Source organism: Proteiniphilum sp. UBA5384 (genome assembly GCF_002410825.1).
Taxonomy (GTDB): domain Bacteria; phylum Bacteroidota; class Bacteroidia; order Bacteroidales; family Dysgonomonadaceae; genus Proteiniphilum.
In genome coordinates this window covers 156,603-177,701 of sequence record NZ_DHOS01000001.1, presented here as the reverse complement: position 1 = coordinate 177,701, position 21,099 = coordinate 156,603, and the positions used below count along the sequence as shown (strand labels likewise).

16 protein-coding genes are annotated in these 21,099 nt (G+C 45.2%); 10 read left to right on the top strand and 6 right to left on the bottom strand.

Translation table 11 applies throughout. The annotated features are described in order from the left end of the window. Nucleotides 1-3: 3 nt before the first annotated feature. The 8 genes from nuoL (at nucleotide 4) to atpG (ending at nucleotide 8,956) form a co-directional block, all read left to right on the top strand. A complete protein-coding gene (gene nuoL, locus B4G81_RS00685) occupies nucleotides 4-1,932 on the top strand; it encodes an NADH-quinone oxidoreductase subunit L (RefSeq protein WP_294078998.1) in 1,929 nt (642 codons plus the stop codon). Between the two features lie 24 nt (nucleotides 1,933-1,956). After that, nucleotides 1,957-3,420, top strand: coding sequence for a complex I subunit 4 family protein (locus B4G81_RS00680; protein WP_294078997.1), 1,464 nt, complete (start codon nucleotides 1,957-1,959; stop codon nucleotides 3,418-3,420). A gap of 18 nt (nucleotides 3,421-3,438) precedes the next feature. Beyond that, nucleotides 3,439-4,866, top strand: a complete 1,428-nt coding sequence (locus B4G81_RS00675; RefSeq protein ID WP_294078995.1) for an NADH-quinone oxidoreductase subunit N — start codon at nucleotides 3,439-3,441, stop codon at nucleotides 4,864-4,866. 278 nt (nucleotides 4,867-5,144) lie between these two features. After that, the gene (atpE, locus tag B4G81_RS00670) at nucleotides 5,145-5,414 is read left to right on the top strand and encodes an ATP synthase F0 subunit C (RefSeq protein ID WP_294078992.1); all 270 of its coding nucleotides are present in this window, start codon (nucleotides 5,145-5,147) and stop codon (nucleotides 5,412-5,414) included. 15 nt (nucleotides 5,415-5,429) lie between these two features. Beyond that, a complete protein-coding gene (atpF, locus tag B4G81_RS00665; RefSeq protein ID WP_294078990.1) occupies nucleotides 5,430-5,930 on the top strand; it encodes a F0F1 ATP synthase subunit B in 501 nt (166 codons plus the stop codon). 2 nt (nucleotides 5,931-5,932) lie between these two features. Beyond that, the gene (locus B4G81_RS00660; RefSeq protein ID WP_294078988.1) at nucleotides 5,933-6,478 is read left to right on the top strand and encodes a F0F1 ATP synthase subunit delta; all 546 of its coding nucleotides are present in this window, start codon (nucleotides 5,933-5,935) and stop codon (nucleotides 6,476-6,478) included. 17 nt (nucleotides 6,479-6,495) lie between these two features. Next, nucleotides 6,496-8,085, top strand: a complete 1,590-nt coding sequence (atpA, locus tag B4G81_RS00655; RefSeq protein ID WP_294078985.1) for a F0F1 ATP synthase subunit alpha — start codon at nucleotides 6,496-6,498, stop codon at nucleotides 8,083-8,085. Between the two features lie 4 nt (nucleotides 8,086-8,089). Further along, a complete protein-coding gene (gene atpG, locus B4G81_RS00650) occupies nucleotides 8,090-8,956 on the top strand; it encodes an ATP synthase F1 subunit gamma (protein WP_294078983.1) in 867 nt (288 codons plus the stop codon). Between the two features lie 234 nt (nucleotides 8,957-9,190). Here the strand turns inward: atpG and B4G81_RS00645 are convergent, their stop codons facing one another. From B4G81_RS00645 to B4G81_RS00635, 3 genes are all read right to left on the bottom strand, one after another. Continuing rightward, nucleotides 9,191-12,082 (bottom strand): collagen-like protein, encoded by a 2,892-nt coding sequence (locus B4G81_RS00645; RefSeq protein WP_294078981.1) that lies wholly within the window; start codon nucleotides 12,080-12,082, stop codon nucleotides 9,191-9,193. Between the two features lie 407 nt (nucleotides 12,083-12,489). Further along, nucleotides 12,490-13,257: a LytR/AlgR family response regulator transcription factor gene (locus B4G81_RS00640; RefSeq protein ID WP_294078979.1), complete on the bottom strand. Its 768-nt coding sequence runs from the start codon at nucleotides 13,255-13,257 to the stop codon at nucleotides 12,490-12,492. Nucleotides 13,258-13,271: 14 nt separating this feature from the next. Then, nucleotides 13,272-14,006, bottom strand: a complete 735-nt coding sequence (locus tag B4G81_RS00635; RefSeq protein WP_294078977.1) for a sensor histidine kinase — start codon at nucleotides 14,004-14,006, stop codon at nucleotides 13,272-13,274. 496 nt (nucleotides 14,007-14,502) lie between these two features. On the opposite strand from B4G81_RS00635, the gene B4G81_RS00630 reads away from it, so the two are divergent. After that, entirely contained in the window at nucleotides 14,503-15,300 is a 798-nt protein-coding gene (locus B4G81_RS00630; protein WP_294078974.1) for a LytR/AlgR family response regulator transcription factor, read from the top strand. A gap of 328 nt (nucleotides 15,301-15,628) precedes the next feature. Here B4G81_RS00630 and yihA read toward each other — a convergent pair whose 3' ends face one another. Further along, nucleotides 15,629-16,225 carry a ribosome biogenesis GTP-binding protein YihA/YsxC gene (gene yihA / locus B4G81_RS00625; protein WP_294078972.1) on the bottom strand — a complete coding sequence of 199 codons (597 nt, stop codon included), beginning with the start codon at nucleotides 16,223-16,225 and terminating at the stop codon, nucleotides 15,629-15,631. A 23-nt stretch (nucleotides 16,226-16,248) separates the two neighbouring features. After that, on the bottom strand, nucleotides 16,249-17,712 hold the full coding sequence (locus B4G81_RS00620) for a sodium:solute symporter (RefSeq protein ID WP_294078970.1): 1,464 nt from the start codon (nucleotides 17,710-17,712) through the stop codon (nucleotides 16,249-16,251). Nucleotides 17,713-17,920: 208 nt separating this feature from the next. Here B4G81_RS00620 and B4G81_RS00615 point away from each other — a divergent pair, with 208 nt between their 5' ends. Then, complete coding sequence (locus tag B4G81_RS00615; protein ID WP_294078968.1) at nucleotides 17,921-18,871, top strand: diacylglycerol/lipid kinase family protein; 951 nt, start codon at nucleotides 17,921-17,923, stop codon at nucleotides 18,869-18,871. On the opposite strand, the gene ovoA is transcribed toward B4G81_RS00615, so the two are convergent. Beyond that, nucleotides 18,872-20,980, bottom strand: coding sequence for a 5-histidylcysteine sulfoxide synthase (gene ovoA / locus B4G81_RS00610; RefSeq protein WP_294078965.1), 2,109 nt, complete (start codon nucleotides 20,978-20,980; stop codon nucleotides 18,872-18,874). Nucleotides 20,981-21,099 lie beyond the last annotated feature (119 nt).

Here is a 21,099-nt window from a genome sequence, read left to right as displayed (position 1 = left end):
GATATGGATTATACACTACTCATTCTGCTGTTGCCATTGTGCTCATTCCTGTTTATCGGTTTATCGGGCACGAAACTAAAACCGGCTGTCGCCGGAATAGTCGGGACCCTGTCCCTTACAGCGGTCACGCTATTATCTTATTATACCGCTTATGATTATTTTAGTTCTCAAAATATAAGCGGCGTATGGCAAACGCTGACTCCTTATAATTTCACATGGCTGCATGTGGGAGAAAAACTGCATATCGACCTGGGTATCCTACTCGATCCCATTTCAGTATTGATGCTGGTGGTTATTTCCACCGTATCGCTGATGGTACATATCTATAGCATGGGTTATATGAAAGGAGAAAAGGGATTTCAGCGTTATTATGCATTCCTGTCGCTTTTCACCTTCTCAATGCTCGGTTTGGTACTGGCGACCAACATCTTCCAGATGTATATCTTCTGGGAGTTGGTTGGCGTTTCTTCTTACCTCCTGATTGGCTTTTATTATACCAAACCGGCGGCGGTAGCAGCTTCCAAGAAAGCATTTATCGTCACCCGGTTTGCCGATTTCTTTTTCCTTATCGGGATACTGGTACTCTCCTACTTCACCCAGACCTTCGATTTCGAAGCGCTTCTGATCGGTGACGGCAGCATCCTCAGCGGGGCGATGGGATCTACCTTTATCGGTGCATCGGCCCTCACTTGGGCAATGGCATTGATCTTTATCGGCGCTGCCGGAAAGTCGGCCATGTTCCCCCTTCATATCTGGCTGCCCGACGCGATGGAAGGACCTACTCCCGTATCGGCATTGATCCACGCCGCCACGATGGTGGTAGCCGGCGTATATCTGGTAGCGCGGATGTTCCCCATTTATATCGGTTTCACCCCCGAAGTGCTGCAGGGCATTGCTTATGGAGGTGCTTTCACCGCCATGTTTGCCGCGGTGATCGCTATTGTACAGACCGATATCAAACGGGTGCTCGCCTTTTCCACCATCTCCCAGATAGGATTCATGATGGTCGCCCTCGGCGTTTCCACCTCGATGCAACTGGCAGAACACGAGCACGGCGGACTGGGATATATGGCTTCAATGTTCCACTTGTTTACCCACGCCATGTTTAAATCGCTATTGTTCCTTGGTGCAGGATCTATCATCCATGCGGTACACAGCAACGAGATGGCAGATATGGGCGGATTGAGGAAATATATGCCCATCACCCATATCACCTTCCTGATTGCCTGTCTGGCTATAGCGGGAATCCCTCCTTTTTCGGGATTTGTAAGTAAGGATGAGATCATGACTGCTGCCTATGGCTTCGGCACGGGAATGGGAATATGGATGACCATCACAGCTGGACTGACCGCCTTTTATATGTTCCGACTCTACTATCGTATTTTCTGGAATAAGGAATATGAAGTACATGGAGGCCACCTTCCCCATGAAAGCCCACGGTCGATGACCATCCCTCTGATGTTCCTGGCACTGCTCACTCTTGTGGGAGGATTTATACCTTTCGGAAAATTCGTTACCGCCGACCATACCCAATATACGATCCATCTGGATACTACCATCGCCATCATCAGTGTAGTGGTGGCATTGGCAGCAATCGGGCTGGCAACCATCCTTTACCGGAAAGAAAATGACCAACCGGCGCGACTTGCAGGCAGGATGCAAGGATTGTATAAAGCCGCCTATCACAGGTTTTATATAGATGAAGTGTATCAATTTATTACCAAGAAGATTATCTTCAACGGCATTTCCCGTCCTTTCGCCTGGTTCGACCGTCATGTGATCGACGGCGCCATTAACGGTCTGGGATGGATCACCACCCGTACCTCTGAAGCCGTCAAAGGATTCCAGTCAGGAAGCGTACAGTGGTATGCCTGGGTATTCCTCTTCGCCACCCTACTGATCACATTCCTGACAATTCTATTCACCCATTAGTCACACATCATCACATCAACTAATATGAACTTCCTGATAATATTCATCCTCATACCGGTAATTATGTTGCTCTCCTTGTTTGCTGCAAGGAACCGTAAACAGATACTGGCTATAATGGTAACCGGCAGTATAGCTTTGGTAGCCGCATCCGTTTACCTGGTGATACGTTATGTCACAGAAAATGATACGACAACAGGCACCATGCTCTTCACCTCCACCCACATGTGGTATAAGCCGCTGAACATAGGCTTTTCATTGGGTGTGGACGGTGTTTCGGTAGCGATGCTCTGCCTCTCTTCAGTGATTGTTCTCACCGGCACCTTCATTTCGTGGAATATCCAACCCCTCACCAAAGAGTTTTTCCTGTGGTTCTGCCTGCTCTCCTTAGGAGTATTCGGATTCTTCATCACCACCGACCTGTTCACCCTATTTATGTTTTATGAAGTAGCACTCATTCCCATGTACCTTTTGATCGGTATCTGGGGCAGCGGAAAAAAGGAGTACTCCGCCATGAAGCTGACACTGATGTTGATGGGTGCATCCTCTTTACTGTTGGTGGGGATCCTCGGAATCTACTTCAGCGCGGGAGCGGTAAGCATGAATATCCTCGATATTGCCAACATCCACATTCCATTGGATAAACAACTCTTCTTCTTCACCCTTACTTTTATCGGCTTTGGTGTGCTGGGCGCCCTTTTCCCGTTCCATACCTGGTCACCCGACGGTCATGCTTCGGCCCCTACAGCCGTCTCGATGCTTCATGCCGGCGTATTGATGAAACTGGGGGGATATGGCTGCTTCCGTGTATCGATTTACCTGATGCCGGAGGCCGCTGAAATCCTTGCTCCCCTATTCCTTGTACTCACGGCCACAGGCGTTTTCTATGGCGCATTATCAGCTATACACCAACGCGACTTAAAATATATCAATGCTTACTCTTCCGTCAGCCACTGTAATCTGGTGCTGTTTGCCATCCTGATGCTCACCCGCACCGCCATGACGGGAGCCGTACTACAAATGCTTTCGCATGGCTTGATGACGGCACTCTTCTTCGCCTTGATCGGAACCATCTATCAGCGGACACATACCCGCATGATCAACGAAATGGGGGGATTAATGAAAGTGATGCCTTTTCTGGGAGTAGCATTTGTAATTGCAGGGCTGGCATCATTGGGGCTTCCCGGCCTAAGTGGATTTGTGTCAGAGATGACTATTTTCATTGGAGCTTTCGAAAATGCAGATATCTTCAGGAGAGTACTGACAATCATAGCCATATCATCCATCGTTATCACTGCGGTCTATATCCTCCGTATGGTCGGGAAATTCCTCTATGGACCGATCCAAAACGAACAGCATGCTGCATTGACCGATGCTGTCTGGTATGAGAAACTGGCAGTAGTGATATTGATCGCTGGAATTGCCTATATCGGCATGTTCCCTCTTGGATTGTCGGACATGCTGAACGAAAGCCTGTCATTGATAAAATAAAAAACAGATACAAAGAAAATGGATAGTTTCAGTAATTTTTTATTTATGCGCAGCGAAGTATCGCTACTGGTAGTCATTCTTGCCCTGTTAGTATTCGACCTGACAGCCGGCAAAAGAGGTATGAGATACTTCCAACCGATAGCTATCATCCTATTGGCAATACATACCATCCTGCATTTATTACCACACGAGGCGGGTATTGCGTTTGGCGGTATGTACACTTATACTCCCATGGCGGGGGTAGTGAAAACCATCCTCAATATTGCTACACTGATTATATTCCTGCAGGCGGAAGCATTCAACAGCGAAAGAATGAGCAATAAGAAGGGTGAATATTATTTCCTTACACTGGTTACCCTGCTGGGCTTCTATTTCATGATCTCAAGTGGGCACTTCCTCCTTTTCTATATAGGTTTGGAAATGGCCTCCATTCCCATAGCAACGCTCGCCGCCATGGAAAAACAGAGCAAAAGATCAGCAGAGGCCGGTGCCAAATATATTTTAATGGCCGCGTTCTCATCCGGAATCATGTTATTCGGAATTTCATACCTGTATGGTACTACAGGAACACTCTATTTTGCTGATATGCCCGCTTTGATTAGCGCCAATACACTTCAGATCATGGCTTTTGTTTTCTTTATAGCCGGCATGTTCTTTAAAATATCACTTGTTCCTTTCCATCTTTGGACACCCGACGTATATGAAGGAGCTCCTACAAATGTAACATCCTATCTTTCAGTAGTATCAAAAGGAGCTGCCGTTTTTGCCCTGGCACTGCTCTTATACAGAGTGTTCAGTAATATCATCGAACAATGGCAGAGTATCCTCTATGGTCTAATTATAATAAGTATCACACTGGCAAACCTGTTTGCCATCCGTCAGAAGAACATAAAACGATTTTTGGCTTTTTCTTCCATTTCCCAGGCGGGTTATATTGTATTGGGTATTATCGGGGGTACGCCATTCGGTATGACTACATTGGTATACTATATATTTGTATACCTCTTTTCTAACTTGGCGGCTTTCGGTGTGATCACCATCATCGAAAATCGTACAGGCAAGGTAAATATTCCCGATTACAAAGGGCTGTACAGTACCAATCCGAGGCTAAGCTTCGTGATGATGTTGTCGATGTTTTCCCTTGGAGGAATTCCACCCTTCGCCGGTTTTTTCAGCAAATTCTTTATTTTTGCCGCAGCCATGGAGCAGGGATTTTATATCCTGGTGCTGATCGCTGTGATCAACACCATCATTTCACTCTATTATTATCTGCTGGTGGTAAAAGCCATGTTTATCGACAAGAATGAACATCCTATCCCTTCACTGCGGACGGATAGTTATAATAAGGCAAGTCTTATATTCTGTACTGCAGGGATTTTGTTGGTAGGTATTTTCAGTATCTTCATGGAAAAAATAGAATTATTCAGTTTTGCAATGATACAATAAAAAGGTGTTTTGAGGATAAAAAGAAAGCAAAAGAATATGCCTCTAAGGTTTTGGAATTGAAACCTGATGATGATGCTTCTCTTACAATAATGGAAGTCCTGAATAATTAGCTTATTCAAACCTTCATCGGGTTTTAACTTTAGTTCGGTATACAAAATAGCCGTTTGGGTAATTTTTAGACACAGGTATTATATAAAATCTTATCTTTGCATAGTTAAAGCAAAGGATGAGAATCGCTTTTCTATTATAGATTTCACAACAAATCAAAAATAAATGTTATGGTATTACTTACAGTTTTATTACAGACAGTCGGTACAATATTACAGGTAAGCGCCGACGGGTTAGGATCATTTGGTGCGGCCATAGGGATAGGTCTTGCAGCCATTAGTGCGGGGATTGGAATCGGTAAGATCGGGGGATCTGCCATGGAAGGCATCTCCCGTCAACCCGAAGCAGCCTCCGATATCAGGATGAACATGATCATTGCAGCGGCACTTATAGAAGGGGTTGCCTTGTTTGCAGTAGTTGTCTGTGGCTTTATTCTCTAATCAATGTAATAAGATATGTCATTACTTACGCCAGAACCCGGTCTTCTTTTCTGGATGCTGATTTCTTTCGGTATTACGGTGTTCTTGCTGGCAAAATTCGGATTTCCCGCCATCCTCAAGTCGGTTGAAAAGCGGAAAGATTATATCGAAGAATCGCTCCTCGCTGCCAAGAAAGCGCACGAGGAGCTGGCCGGCATAAAGGAGATCGGTGAAGCCATATTGGCACAAGCCCGCAAAGAACAGGCAGAAATCATCAAGGAAGCCACCCGGAGACGGGAAGAAATGATAGAAAAGGCTCGGGAAGAGGCTCGCCTCGAATCGGAGAAGGTAATTGCTTCTGCGCGCCGGCAAATTGGTGCAGAAAAAGAAGAAGCCCTCCGTTCAATCCGGAATGAAGCTGCTTCATTATCGCTGACGCTCGCCGAAAAAATATTGAGGGAAAAGTTGGGAACTGAACAGGAACAAAAGAAGATGATCGACAGATTATTGAATGAAATAGATATCTCAAAATCATAAATATGAATACCGGACTCATTTCTTCACGTTATGCGGACTCCCTTCTGCAATATGCCGTCAGCCTGAATGAACAGGATGAAGTGTATGATAAGATGAAACTGCTTTGGGAGATGTATCGGAAAGTACCCGCTTTGCGTCGTGCGGTGGTAAATCCCTCGGTATTGGCTGCGGACAAGAAGAAAATCCTTGTTACGGCTTGTGGCGGGGATGTTCCATCATCACTTTCTAAAATGCTCGATCTTATCCTTCGGAACGAAAGAGAAGAGAACTTACCATACATGGTCCTTCGCTTTATCGATCTCTACAGGGAGAAGTTCAGCATCCGGCGCGGAAAATTAGTGACCGCAGTAGCCATCGACGAGGAAACAGAGCAACAATTGATTGCCCGGATAAAAAAAATGGTAAAAGCAGACATAGAAATAGAGTCGGTTGCCGATCCCGGAATTATCGGCGGTTTCATACTAACCCTCGATGATTTCAGATGGGATGCAAGTATATCAGGCGAATTGGCCCGTATAAGGAATAAGTTCCGGAACGGGCAGTTCTAACTTCTTAATTAAAACAAATGTCCAATAATAATATCAAGATAAGCGAAGTCTCCGATGTACTTCGGATGCAGCTCGAGGGTCTCGATACCGGCATTCAATTCAACGAGACCGGTACGGTCATCACTGTAAGCGATGGTGTCGTACGTATTTTCGGACTGCGTAATGCCGAAGCAAACGAGTTACTGGAATTCGATAATGGTATGCGTGCCATCGTGATGAACCTCGAAGAAGACAATGTAGGAGCCATTTTGTTGGGTAGCTCCAGTGAGATCAAAGAAGGATTTACCGTAAAACGTACCGGACGGGTAGCTTCTATCTTTGCAGGTGAAGGCATGCTCGGCCGTGTGATTTCTCCTGCCGGTGAACCGGTCGACGGCAAAGGCGCCCTGACAGGTGAACTGGTAGAGATGCCGCTGGAGCGGAAGGCTCCCGGCGTAGTTTTCCGCCAGCCCGTGAATACTCCGCTACAGACCGGATTAAAGGCGGTGGATGCTATGATCCCCATTGGACGCGGCCAACGTGAACTGATTATCGGCGACCGCCAGACCGGAAAGACCAGTATCGCCATTGACACCATCCTCAACCAGAGGAGGAATTTTGAAAACGGCGATCCGGTCTACTGCATCTATGTGGCAGTGGGACAAAAAGGCTCTTCCGTGGCCTCTATCGTCAAAACACTTACCGACGGGGGAGCCATGGATTACACCGTGGTGGTCTCTTCCGCCGGATCTGACCCGGCCGCCATGCGGTATATCGCTCCTTTTGCCGGTGCCGCCATTGGTGAATACTTCCGCGATACGGGCCGGCATGCCTTGGTGGTCTATGACGATCTTTCAAAACAGGCGGTTGCATACCGTGAGGTATCGTTGATCTTACGCCGTCCATCGGGGCGTGAAGCTTATCCGGGTGATATCTTCTACCTTCACTCCCGCTTACTGGAAAGAGCGGCCAATATCATTTCCCAACAGGATGTAGCGGACATCATGAACGACCTTCCACCCAGCCTCGAGGGGAAAGTAAAGGGTGGCGGTTCACTTACCGCCCTGCCTATTATCGAGACCCAGGCGGGCGACGTATCTGCTTATATCCCCACCAATGTTATTTCCATCACCGACGGACAGATATTCCTGGAGACGGACCTCTATAATAAAGGAATACGGCCTGCCATCAATGTAGGTATTTCCGTCTCACGCGTGGGAGGAAACGCCCAGATCAAGTCGATGAAAAAAGTAGCCGGTACGTTGAAAATCGACCAAGCTCAATACCAGGAACTGGCAGCCTTCTCCAAATTCGGCGGAGATATGGACGCGGTAACCGCCATGACCATCGACAAAGGACAGAAAAACGAACAGCTGCTTGTCCAGCCGGTACACAGCCCCTTGGACGTGGAGCAACAGGTAGCTATCCTCTATTGCGGTACCCATGGGCTTCTCAAAAATATCGCTCTCGAGAAATTGGCAAAATTCGAACAGGAATTTCTCGAAATGCTGGAGACCCGTCATCGACATGATGTACTCGATCCATTGAAAGAAGGCCGGATAAATGATGAAATCGGTAAAATGATTGAAGAGGTGGCGGCAGAAGTCACGAATATAATAAATTCCTGAAACGATGGCACAGCTGAAAGAGATAAAAACCAGGATACAGTCGGTACGATCCACACAAAAGATCACATCGGCCATGATGATGATCTCTTCTGCCCGACTGATGAAAGCCCAACGACTTATCAAGAACCTCTACCCTTATGAGCAGAATTTGTACCGGATACTGCAGTTGCTGGCAGACCAAGAGGAGAGCATCGACTCTCCCTTCCTGCAGGCACGCACCGTCAAACGGGTCGCCATTGTGCCTTTTACCTCCAATACAGGAATGGCAGGCAGGTTCAACGATGAAGTCATTGAAAAACTGAAAAAAGTAGTGGCGGATTACACGCCTCTCGGAAAAGAAAATATCCTCCTCTATCCCATCGGTGAGAAAGTGGCGAAAGCAGTGCGCACTATGGGGTTAAAACCGCAGGGAGATTACAGTTCAATCAGTGAAAACCCATCTTATCAGAATGCGCAACAGATAGCCGATGAGTTGATGGGGATGTTTCTGAAAGGGGAAATAGACCATGTGGAATTGATATACCACCACTTCGTCAGTAAAGGTACCCAGACCATAGTCAATGAAGCGTTTTTGCCTATTGAACCGAAAATAGATGACAAAGAAAATTCGGTACAGAATTATATTGTAGAGCCGGACAAGAAAACCATCCTCATCCAACTTATTCCTAAAATACTCAAGGTTAAGTTTTATACGGCGCATATCGACTCAGTCACTTCGGAACATGCCGCTCGTATGACAGCCATGCGGATCGCTACCGACAATGCAGATGATCTCACCCAAGAGCTCACTCTGGAATACAACAAACTGCGCCAGCAATCCATCACTAACGAACTTCTCGATCTGGTCGGCGGCTCTTTCAACATTAGTTGATATTACCCGGACAGGAAAGATTTTCTACCCTCCGCCTTCTTTATATCGAGTTTTGTTGCAATTGTTTAAAAAGGGATATGTAAAGAATGGGCGAAGTGGTAGAAAATCCGATATGTGAATAATTGATTATATGTTATAGTCGATTTACACCTCCAAGCGATTATCATGTATGGCACACTATGAAGAAAGACGTCCATAAAATGGACGCCTTTCACAAATTACTTGTCTAAACTATTAGTTAATAGCCATATTAAATTCTTTCGGTATGATGAATGTATAGCCATGTCCGAAATTATCCCTCAGTGTCACCTGGAGTTTGGTAGCTACAGGTCCTGCAGGAGGACTGGTGATTACCGGTGCGAAGTCGAATGCGTTTCCGTTGATTGTCGGAACGAAGTATTCGTTCACTTTGTCAAATGTATCGCCCGTCAATACTTTCACTTCTTCCACAGTGAAGGTCCTGCCGTCCTGCAATGCCGGTGAAGTGTTGGTCAGATTGACACGTGCACCTACAGGGGGTAAAGCCGTGATATTGGTGAATGCGTATCCTGCCAATGCTTCTGCATATTTCAAGGCAGGAGTATTAGCCTGGTTAGTACCAGTGTACTGCCATTCTCTCAGATCTTGTACATAAGAACGGAATTCAGCCTTGATCGGTATGGTCGGTGTCCAATGGACAATGTGTGTAGTGGTTCCGTCATATTTCACGTAACCAAACTCTTTACCAAGTTTCAGATCAAAGATCTTACCTGCTGCTGTTCCCGGCAGGTAAGGTACGCCGATTTCAGCTACAGGAACAATACCTTCAGTATTGCTCGGATTCCATGTCGGTAAAGTTGTGAATGTAGAAGCATTGGTTACGAGATATCCAGTTCCGTCTGTACCGATACCGTTCAATGCGTTGGCAAGATTGTAAGTTTGATTACCCGGTAACGGATAAGCGAAGATTACTTTCTGTCCATTTACATCGTGGTGGATATTGGTTTTATAACCGATACCTGTATTATCGAATGTAGGCATTACTTTGGTCAGGGTTACATTGGTGGTGCTGAAAGGCACATTGAAACTATTATGCAAAGTAAGCGTACCGGTATATGTCTTGCCTTCTTCCAGGTCTGACGGTGCCACGTAATCAATGGCAAGTTTCTTGATATCTGCAATATTCCCTACCGGATTATTGTTGTTACCAAGCCATACTAAATAGCCTTCATTCAATGTAATATCATGGCCGATATTCATCGTGAATGTCATATACGATGCGTTGGCAAGGTTTACACCCGGATTGAATGCGAGAATATTGGTACGAACAGCAGCTCCCGATGCCACATAATCTGTAATTGTCTGGGTGAAGTTGAGAGCAGATGTAGCCACGTTTCCTACATATGTATAGAATGACTTGCCATCGGGGTCAACCAGAGTGCCGTCGTAGTTCACAACTTTCACGCGGAAGCCAATAATATCACCTTCTGCCGAACCGGATTTAATGGTAATATTGGCAACTTCATCTGCTTTATATACCTTGTTCAAACCTTCTATCTCGTTCGCGTAGCTGAGCCAAGCATTCTTTTCAGAAGGAAAACTTTCTAATGCCCAATCCAGGTCTAACTCGACAGTGTAAGCGTATACATCATCGGGGTTGTCCAATTTCACGTTAAATGGCTTATTGATTTCAGCGCCGAACCAATCTTGAGCCCTTCTGTCGTCAGCATCGTCATTCACCTTGTTGTTTTCAGCGGTAACCCATGCAGTGTTCCATCTTTGATCTTTCGGTACAGTAGTTCCTGATTCGCTGGTCTGCCAACGGTTCCTGATGGAGGTGTGAGGTCTGTAAGCAGTTGCATCTTCAGTCCCTTTCTTCACCGAGAAGACCAGGTCATTGGGTGCGTCAGCGCTATTATAGATCGGATCTTTGTCATAAGCCGCGATTTCAATACCGAAATCGGAAACCACAAAACGTTCGTCAGAAGTAGCTGTCCCACCCACGTTGCTTTCAATAGCTACAGCAAAAAGATAGGGATCGTACCATATTCCGGGAGAAGTTCCCTTTTCTTCAGCTGTTACCTCTATTAATCCGCTTAAGTCTGTCCCGGCAGGAATCTGGAATGTTACGTTCCAAAGTCCGGTTACGGTAGGAAGAGCGCGCAGTCTGGTAGAACGTTCGGCTTTGACCGCTTTTACATACTCATTCACCTCGTTGTTGCCGTCGCGACGGATCAAGTAGATATTGTCGATCATCTTGGATAAGTCGGCAGTAGCCGGGCTTACTTTGATTTCGATGGTTTGGGTTGAATTCTCGATGCGTTTGTCTTTCACGAAAGTGATCGCGCCTGTGAATCCCTGTCCGAATGTCCAGCTTTTTTTTGCCGTTGCAGTAGAAAAGTCCATCCAACGGCCTCTACCTTCTTGATTCCAAGAATTGGGATAGCCATCCCCTTCATAATCCAAAGTGACACCGGTAATCATTACGTTCACGTCTCCGAAGTTGAAAGTGATATTAGTAACACCTTCTCCTGCTTTTACATTGTGAAGGGTAATCTCGCCTGTTTCCTCATTTACAACAGCGGTAATTGTTCCGTCTTGTAACCACTTGTTTTCGGTCTTGGTTTTAACGTCACCGTCCACTTTGTACCAGTAGCCGTCGGCGTTGGGTTCAAACCATACACCGTCTTTACCCGGAGTTCCCGGAGTTCCCGGTTCACTTGGAGTTCCCGGAGTTCCTTGTTCACCTTTCCAGGAAAATTCGGTTTTCACACCGTCGATGTACCAGAAACCGTCAGCATTAGCGGTAACAACAGATCCGTCTTTACCGGGATCACCTTTGTCACCTTTGGCTCCTGCATCACCCTTAGCACCAGTAGGGCCGGCAACACCGTCTACACCGTTTTTCAGGTCGAAGGTTTTACCATCACTCAACGTAACTTTTACACCGCCGGTGGTGCTTTCAACCTTAGTGATAACGGCACCGGCATCTACTTTGGACTTGAGGTCGTTCAAAGTGGTGCTGAGTCCAGCAATCTGTTTCTCGAGGTCGCTGATGTCATCATCATAATCTTTACAGGATGTAACTGTCACAAAAGCGCCAATTACAGCAAGAACAAAAAATTTAAACAAAACTTTTCTTTTCATAAATCATACATTTTTAATTAATTGAGTAATTTTAATCTATTTCAGATACATTGCTAGTATTGTCATTTTCCGTTTGTTTCATTCAATCCATATTCTTTTCACATTTGTTTTCAATGAGTACAAAAGTAGAGAGAAACAAATTACAGCACAAGAGGCTAAAATACTGAAAATGATTATCATGCAACTATGGTGACATATCCTGCAAAATCGATGCTTATCCGGTATATTTTTGTTTCCACAAAAATCATGACAGACAATCGCCTTGGACAACGCATAAGTTGAAGCCGGAAAGGGCAACACATTAAAAATTGCGGCCGAAACCGGAATTATAAAAGTGCGGACCTGAGTGTAAAAAAACCGGAAACGGAAATGCCGGGCTAAATAGCGATAGAAAACCGACATAAACATCATATCTGATAAAACTTCTCCTGTAAAGTATTCATATAGTTCCGCGACACGCAGAGGTTCTCTTCCCCGTCGAACGGAGGGGTCAGGTGGCAGGCTTTTCCTCTGATCGTGGACAGATAATTCAGGTTAATGATCTGGCGCTGGTTGATCCGGACAAACGAAGAAGAAGCTTCCAGTATATCACTCGCCTTTGTGTTTCTCCTTAACGATACCTGTTTACCGTCGATCAAGGTGGTATTCCATTGGCGTTGCGCATTGATATAGGTAAAATAACCGATCTGGTTTATATGGAGCAATTGGTATCCGGTGGCATCAGGCACAAGGAAAATCTGGCTGGACGGCAACAGTTCAGAGTATTTCCGGTCGAAAAAATGCAGGTTCTTCTGCCTTGCCGAATGTTCAAAAAAACGACGGATGATCAATGAGAACTCTTCATACCCATAGGGCTTGAGCAGATAATCGAAAGCGGACTTCCGTAAAGCGTCGAGCCAGTATTTCTGGTAGGACGTGTAGAATACCACCTGCATGGGCCATGTAATGCGGTATTGCAGGTTGTGCAACAGTTCCACCCCGCTCATACCGGGCAGTTCCACGTCGAGGAAAAGCAGGTCAGGGGTCTTCTCCAGTATCAGTCTGATCCCTTCTTCAGCCTTTGGGGCCTCTCCCACGAGCGTTAATTCTGGAAAGCCTGCCAGCGATTGGTGCAGGTTCCTGATGCAGACTGGTTCATCATCGATCACTGCCACGGTGTACATTTTGTGTATCATGTCATCCGACTGTTTTATTCGAACTTATAATTATCCGGTATGTAAACTGAGACCTTTGTTCCACCTAACCCCTCTTCGTCCGAACGAAGAATCCGGAAGAAGATCTTTTCCTTGTTTTTGTGATTGAACAGGTCGATACTCTGGTACAATACTTTTAATCCCGTATCGGTACCCGCCGACGGGTTCCCTTTCCCTGGTGAATAACCAGGGCCATTATCCTGAATGAGGATGCGGGTGCCGTCTCCCCATTTTTTCACGCGGAGAGACAGCCTTTTTTCTCCCCCTTTCGGGCGTAAAGCATGTTTGATGGCGTTTTCCACCAGTATCTGGATGATCATCGGGGGCACCAAGACCTGTGTTATATCGATACGTGGATCGATGTACCATTCGAGCCGAAAGCCTTCACCGAGGCTTTCCTGCTCCAGCCCGATATATGCCCGGGCGAACTCCAGTTCCTGTGCAAGCGTCACATAAGTCTGCTCGGTCAGTTCGAGGCTCCTTCGCAGCAGTGTCACCAGCCCCCTCAGGTTAGAGTGGTCGGAGTCGCCCGTGGAACTTATTTCCCTGTTAAGCACGTTGAATACAAGATGGGGGGAGATACGGTTACGGATATTGGACAGTTTTAGTTGGGTCATCTGGTCTTGATAAATCATCGATTGCCTGTCTTTTTGTTTTTTCATGACCAGATACACAATCGTCGCCACAACCACAACCAACAAATAGACCATAACCAATACAGAATTTTCCATCCGGAGCAACTTTGTTAAATAATTGTTCTTATTTCCATTCTGAAATATTTTGGAAACAAAACTCGGCTGTTCACCTCTATTTTTTCTCACGGCCTCCCGTGATTTTTGATCTTTTTATTTCTAATGTTACAAAGATAGAAAGAAGCAAAATGCAGCACAAGGGACGAAAATGCCGAAAATGACTATCTTGCAATTCAACAAGCCTATCCTGCAAAATAGATGATTAACCGGTATATTTTTTTATCCCTCAATGTTGTTTTTCAATTAAAATGACATAAATTTGCAAATAGAAGATTTTACACAACTTCATTAAAAAACAAATATTTCTCAATGAAACGAGCGCGTCGGAATGAAATGAATACCCGTTTAGGGAGGGAATTACGGGGCTTTGGCCTCTCCGCCCATTCTTTTTGGTCACTCCCGGCGGATACCGGTGGAAAACGTCATAAAACATGCTTTACACCAAAAAGAGGGAGAAAAAAGACTATCCGTCCGGATGAAAAACGAAGAGAAACAGTCAGATGAGATGATACACAAAAGGTATACCGTAGCAGTAGTCGATGATGAACCGGTCTGTATCAGGAACCTGCGCCAATCGCTGGCGGTCTTTCCAGAATTAACGCTCGTGGGAGAGGCCCCAAAGGCTGAAGAAGGGATCAGACTGATACTGGAAAAGACCCCTGACCTGCTTTTCCTCGACGTGGAACTGCCCGGTATGAGCGGGGTGGAACTGCTGCACAGCTTACAATACCGCGTCACATGGCCCATGCAGGTGGTATTCTACACATCCTACCAGAAATACTGGCTCGACGCTTTACGGGGATCCGCTTTTGATTACCTGCTTAAGCCCTATGGACACGAAGAATTCTCATTGATCATCCATCGTTTTTTCGAACATGCCACCAGGCAAAAGGATCTGAAGTTTCTCGGTCGAAAATTATCCAAACTACTACCTGAAAAACAGATCTTTATGGCGCCTGATGTGACGGGATACCAGTTATTTCACATCAATCAAATCGGCTATTTTACCTATATCAATGTGCGACGACAATGGAATGCCACTTTGAGCGACGGCAAACAGGTATTGTTAAAAAGAAACACAAAGGCGGACGATATACTGGAGGCTTCTTCTTCGTTTGTCCGGATCAGCCAACGCCAGATCATTAACCTGAATTATCTTTGCACGATCAGGGGAAAAGCCTGCCATCTGATCCCTCCGTTCGATGAGGAAGAGGACCTCTGCGTATCGCGAAACTATATGAAGACTTTACAGGAAAAATTCTATCAGATATGAAACGAGTATGAATAAAGAGTGCAGTACCTTATTGGTCGATGACCAAATAATTAAACAAAAAATTGCAGTGACAAAATTTTAACCCTGCATTTACAATACTAAAATCAATGACGATGCCGGCATTATTTATTATTTTCGGTTTATGATTTTACTTTTACGCAGACGAATACCTGCCAATGCATATTCATATTGAGAATGGTCCACAGGGAGGAACTGGACGAGGATATTCATATCCATCAGCAGTTTTTTCGATACAGCAGAGCAAACCAGACAAGATAAAAGCCACACTACACCGCCTGGGCAGAGAGCTTACGGCTGTGTAAATGAATTATACTGTTGTATTAATGTTGTCAATATAATTAAGTAACTCTTCCCTACCCTGCCTTTTCTCTGAGGAAGTAATAAAGATAGGCGGCAGTTCCTCCCAGGTCTCCAATAATTTTTCTTTATAAGCATTTACATTCAGAAATAAACGGTCGGAACCTTGCTTATCGGCTTTAGTAAATACGATTGCAAATGGCACACCATTCTCACCCAGCCACTCCATAAACTCAAGATCTATCTTCTGTGCCTCATGGCGTGAGTCTACCAATACAAACAGATTGGTCATTGTTTCCCGTTCAAGCACATAATCCTCGATGATCTTACGGAGTTTTTCACGACCCTCTTTGCCCCGGCGAGCATAACCATATCCGGGTAGATCCACCAGATACCACTCACCATTGACCAGGAAATGGTTGATAAGCATGGTTTTACCGGGAGTAGAAGAGGTCATCGCCAATCCTTTCCGGTTGGTCAGCATATTGATCAATGACGACTTACCCACATTCGACCTGCCTATAAACGCATACTCCGGTTTACCGTCCTGTGGACATTTCCGGTAGTCGCTGTTACTTATTACAAATTCTGCACTTTTTATATTCATTGTCATCCAATTGTTATTCAAATTTACCTTGTAAATTTAGAACGGATCACCCAAAGCCCTATGCCGGTCAGTAGTCCATTCATCAATAGCAATTCATAGCCCACCTGATAGCCATACCATTGTTTCATCACGATCTCTATTACGAAACAGATTACCGGCGCAGCAATAGCCACATACGGCACCCACTTGTCCAAAGGCTTCACTTTACTGTAAAGGCCAAAAACATAAAGTCCCAGCAATGGTCCATAAGTATAAGAAGCCAACTTATAGATAGCTGTGATGATACTGTCAGAGCCAATTGCTTTTATCAATAAGATGATCAGCACAAATGCCGCACTGACGCCCACATGCACTATTCTCCTCGTACGGATATCTTTCTGTTCCTGTTCTTTTGTTTGGGAGATGGGGTTCATATTCAGTATATCTACACAAAAAGAGGTCGTCAGTGCGGTCAGCGCCGAATCAGCACTAGAGAAAGCAGCAGCCACAATCCCCACAATAAAAATACCCAATACCGTCTGTCCAAGATATTCGCTTGCAATCACAGGCATGATATTATCCGATATTTCGGGTAATAAAATACCATTCTGTTCAGCAAAAGCAATCAGAAGTACTCCCAGGCAAAGGAAAAGAAAATTGATAGGTGCAAATGCCATTCCGTATGACACCACATTCTTCTGTGCATCTTTCAGCGTACGGATAGTCAGATTTTTCTGCATCTGGTCCTGGTCTAGCCCCGTCATCACAATAGTGATGAACATACCGCTAAAAAATTGTTTAAAAAAATTCTGGGTACTCGCCCAGTCGTCAAACACAAAAATACGGGAGTGCGGACTATTGGCGATCGTTGTCACTACCCCACCAAAATCCAGGTTTAACCGTATTGCTATCTGCCAGACGATCAATATGAGTGCAGTGATAAATAGGATTGTCTGCAGCCAGTCGGTCCATATAATCGTCTTGATTCCGCTTTTATGGCTGTAAAGCCAAATTACCAGAATAATCCCTACCACTGTCACTACGAACGGCACACCCCATGCATCAAAAACCAGCGTCTGCAGGATAAAAGCCACTAAATAGAGGCGTGCAGCCGCACCCACAATCTTAGATAACAGAAAAAACCATGCACCTGTCTTATAAGATTTCGGACCGTACCGTTGATCCAGATAACCATAAATTGTTGTCAGATTCAACCGGTAATAGAGAGGTAGCAATACGTATGCAATCACCAGATATCCGAAAAAAAATCCAAACACCATCTGCATATAAGTCATGTCAAGGTTCCGTACCATCCCGGGTACCGAAACAAATGTCACACCCGAAATCGAAGTACCGATCATTGCAACGGCCACTACATACCATTTGGAAGATTTATTGGCGCGGAAGAAGGTATCGTTCCCCGAACCTTTCCGGCTCGTGAGGTAAGATATCAACATCAATACACCAAAGTATACAAGAATTACGATCAGGATAAAAGCAGATTGCATAATGTGTCTGTATAATTAAGGGGCAAATATAGTGAAAGCCGAAAGAAATACCAAGTACACCTGAGTATTTCCGAGATGCAAACAAAATAAGAGATCAGTTGTTAATATATATCGCCCCGTTATGAGTGCTAAATGTTGAGCTTTTAGTTTTTAGTCCTGAATGACACATAACAGGCGGGATACGCAATAACAAAATGCGACAAATAATATGCCAAAAGAAAAGATATGTCTCATCATTAATCCTATCTCAGGGACTGAATCCAAGAAAAGTATTCCCGAAGAGGTGGCAGCTGCATTCGATCAGCGACAGTACGATGTTTTTATCCGGATCACCGGTTATCCGGATCATGCCACAGAAATAGCCCGGGAAGCGGCAGAGAAAAAATACAAATATGTGTTGGTCGCGGGCGGCGACGGTACAGTAAATGAGGTAGCAAAAACATTGGTACATACAAATACTACCCTGGGAATTATTCCATCGGGGTCAGGAAACGGATTGGCCAGGGAACTGGGTATACCGATGGAACCGGAAAAAGCAATAGACATCATCCTGCAATCACATATCCGTACTATCGATTATGGAATAGCCAACGGTCATATCTTTTTCTGTACATGTGGGTTTGGATTCGACGCTTTTATCAGTGATCGCTTTGCCGACGGCAAGAAGCGCGGACCATTGGGTTATGTGCGCAATATCCTGGAGAGTGTGGTAGATTTTCGATCGGAAGAATATGAAATCACTTACGATGAGGGAACTATTAACGAACGGGCATTTATCCTCACCTGCGCCAACGCATCACAGTACGGCAATGATGCTCATATCGCACCGGGTGCCAGTATGGATGATGGTTTGATGAATGTTTCCATATTGAAGCCGTTGAATGCTCTGGAAATTCCGCAGACGACACTTCAACTTTTCAACAGGAATATCGATAAAAACAGTAAGATGACCACACTGCTTACCCGTAATTTACATATCAAGCGTTCCCGATCCGGAATGATGCATGTGGATGGCGAACCGGTAAATGCGGAGAATGAAATCAACGTGGAAACCATCCATGGGGGATTGAAGGTACTTGCTCCCCATAACGATAACCATGAAAAAAAACGGACAGATATCGAAAATATCTTCAACTCTCTGACCCGCTGGTTTAATTAATCACCTTTTTTTCCAGATGGAGACCTGCATCAAACGGTTCTCCGTGAAACGTGACGATCTCCTTATCGTCCTGAAGATATCCTGTGGATCGGTCACAAGATCGAACTGGGGCAACAATACCGTCTTGATCCCATCGAGCGATGCAACCGGTTCACCATCCTTCTTATAACCTCCCGGCCATTTATCCCTTGGCGTTTTTGCCGGGTCCCACTCATAATCAGAGGCCATTATCAGGTAACCATTTTCATTTAACCGTAAATGTATCTGCGACAGGAATAACAATGGGTCACTCAACTCTTCCAGTAGCGCAGGGATAATAACCAGGTCGTATCCCGAATAATTAGGTTTCAAATTCATCGCATCCGCCTGCATAAACAGGATATGATTTTTTGTCTCCTCCAGACCAAAATCGGTCAATACGAGATCGCGATAAAACACCAGTTCACCCTCATCTTTAGTGATATAACGCATATAACCCCGCTCTTGTAGCTGGATAGGAACCCGGATCATACGAGCAGTAAAATCAAGTGCCGTAATGTCTTTGTAGTTCCTTGCCAGTTCAAAGGCCAGACGTCCGGTATCGGCATTCAGATCCAAAATTCTTGCATCGACATTCCCTTTCATCAGAGCATCAGCTATTTCTGCCAACCGGATAATAAAGTCAGGCTTATTGGAATAGGCATCTCCCCAACTATTCTCACAGGAAAGTGTCACCTCTGCATCGGTTTCATAATCGGCCTGTTGTATCACCAACGGAGTATCCGACTCCACATACCTGAATCCGGCATGCTGATAGAAATGTCTCCGGAAAGCATACCGGGAATGGACCGTCGTTTCATTACCGGTCGATATCCAGGAGCCCCCCTTGATTATATTGTGTTTACCGTCGAACGTAGGCGTGGAGAAATCATCATATATCGGATGTACTTTAAATCCCGGAAATCCGGTGATAGGGGTTTCCGTCCATTGCCACACATTCCCGATTACATCAAAGAAATCACCTTGCGGGAACATATCCACAGGAGAAGGTGAAGTAAAATATTCCAGGTTGATATTGCCCGGCGCTTTTCCCCGTTCGGTAATCTCTCCCAGACCTGCCAGATGATGTAAACGGTACCATTCCGCCTCGGTAGGTAACCTAAAGTTACGGTCCGTTTTCATACTCTTCCAGTTACAAAAAGCTTTTGCTTCAAGATAGTTTACTTCTACCGGCCAGTTCCACGGCATAGGTATTTCTTCGGCAACCAGCCTCAGACGATAGCCATTGGCTCCTTTCCGCCAGAAGAGTGGCATTTTCGCCTGTTTAAAGTTACGCCAGTTCCATCCTTCTTCCGTCCAGTACCTTTGTGTTTCGTATCCTTTGTCTTCTATGAACTGCAGGAATTCCTTGTTGGATACCAAATATTTCGATGCCGAAAAACCAGCAACTTCTTCCTCATATGAACCATATTCATTATCCCAACCATACAGGGGATAATCCATCGATTTACCTAATTTCATCGTCGCACCCGATACCGCTACCAACTCGTTCGCGGGCGGCTCCCCCACCGCAGTACAACGTTCACCGAAACGGCCTCCTACCACCTGATCCAAGGGCAACTGCCTGATCAACACGGAAGAGGTCTCCAGATGAATCCGTTCATGCTCAATACCCATCATTACGATCCAGAAAGGACTATTCCAATCGATGGGCATCTCCAGGGAAGTATGATCGATCACATTCAGGATCAACTCCTTCGCCTTATCACGATAAACCCGCACCTCCGATACCGGAGGCCAATCGTAGTGGTTATTATCCAGATCATCCCAGCTCATCTCATCTACTCCAATAGCAAAGACCGATTCGAAGCGGGGATTGATACGCCGATCGATTATCTTTGCAAGATAGAGCTTATTGATAAAAAAAACAGCCGTATGCCCCAGATAAAAGAGGAGAATATGTCTCAATGGATCGCCCCGCATATAAAATACATCCTCCGACTTCAACTGGGTGTATAATAACTCGTCAATTGCCCAGGTCTTCAGAAAATAATCGCGGATTTCCTGTCTCTTTTCTTCCGGCGAACCGGAACGGAGATCAATGGTCTTGGCCAGTAAAACTTTCACCATATCTTCGACAGTTATTTTGAATGATTGTCTTTTGTTATTGAACAAAATAGAATGAGGTATGTTCAAAAAAAATATTTGCCGTTCAGTGAATAAACGGCAAATATTTTTTTATACACAGT

Bases quoted from the DNA above. Each gene is read 5' to 3' on its own strand.
- nuoL (WP_294078998.1), top strand. From the start codon at position 4: ATGGATTATACACTACTCATTCTGCTGTTGCCATTGTGCTCATTCCTG.
- B4G81_RS00680 (WP_294078997.1), top strand. From the start codon at position 1,957: ATGAACTTCCTGATAATATTCATCCTCATACCGGTAATTATGTTGCTC.
- B4G81_RS00675 (WP_294078995.1), top strand. From the start codon at position 3,439: ATGGATAGTTTCAGTAATTTTTTATTTATGCGCAGCGAAGTATCGCTA.
- atpE (WP_294078992.1), top strand. From the start codon at position 5,145: ATGGTATTACTTACAGTTTTATTACAGACAGTCGGTACAATATTACAG.
- atpF (WP_294078990.1), top strand. From the start codon at position 5,430: ATGTCATTACTTACGCCAGAACCCGGTCTTCTTTTCTGGATGCTGATT.
- B4G81_RS00660 (WP_294078988.1), top strand. From the start codon at position 5,933: ATGAATACCGGACTCATTTCTTCACGTTATGCGGACTCCCTTCTGCAA.
- atpA (WP_294078985.1), top strand. From the start codon at position 6,496: ATGTCCAATAATAATATCAAGATAAGCGAAGTCTCCGATGTACTTCGG.
- atpG (WP_294078983.1), top strand. From the start codon at position 8,090: ATGGCACAGCTGAAAGAGATAAAAACCAGGATACAGTCGGTACGATCC.
- B4G81_RS00645 (WP_294078981.1), bottom strand. From the start codon at position 12,082: ATGAAAAGAAAAGTTTTGTTTAAATTTTTTGTTCTTGCTGTAATTGGC.
- B4G81_RS00640 (WP_294078979.1), bottom strand. From the start codon at position 13,257: ATGATACACAAAATGTACACCGTGGCAGTGATCGATGATGAACCAGTC.
- B4G81_RS00635 (WP_294078977.1), bottom strand. From the start codon at position 14,006: ATGGAAAATTCTGTATTGGTTATGGTCTATTTGTTGGTTGTGGTTGTG.
- B4G81_RS00630 (WP_294078974.1), top strand. From the start codon at position 14,503: ATGAAAAACGAAGAGAAACAGTCAGATGAGATGATACACAAAAGGTAT.
- yihA (WP_294078972.1), bottom strand. From the start codon at position 16,225: ATGAATATAAAAAGTGCAGAATTTGTAATAAGTAACAGCGACTACCGG.
- B4G81_RS00620 (WP_294078970.1), bottom strand. From the start codon at position 17,712: ATGCAATCTGCTTTTATCCTGATCGTAATTCTTGTATACTTTGGTGTA.
- B4G81_RS00615 (WP_294078968.1), top strand. From the start codon at position 17,921: ATGCCAAAAGAAAAGATATGTCTCATCATTAATCCTATCTCAGGGACT.
- ovoA (WP_294078965.1), bottom strand. From the start codon at position 20,980: ATGGTGAAAGTTTTACTGGCCAAGACCATTGATCTCCGTTCCGGTTCG.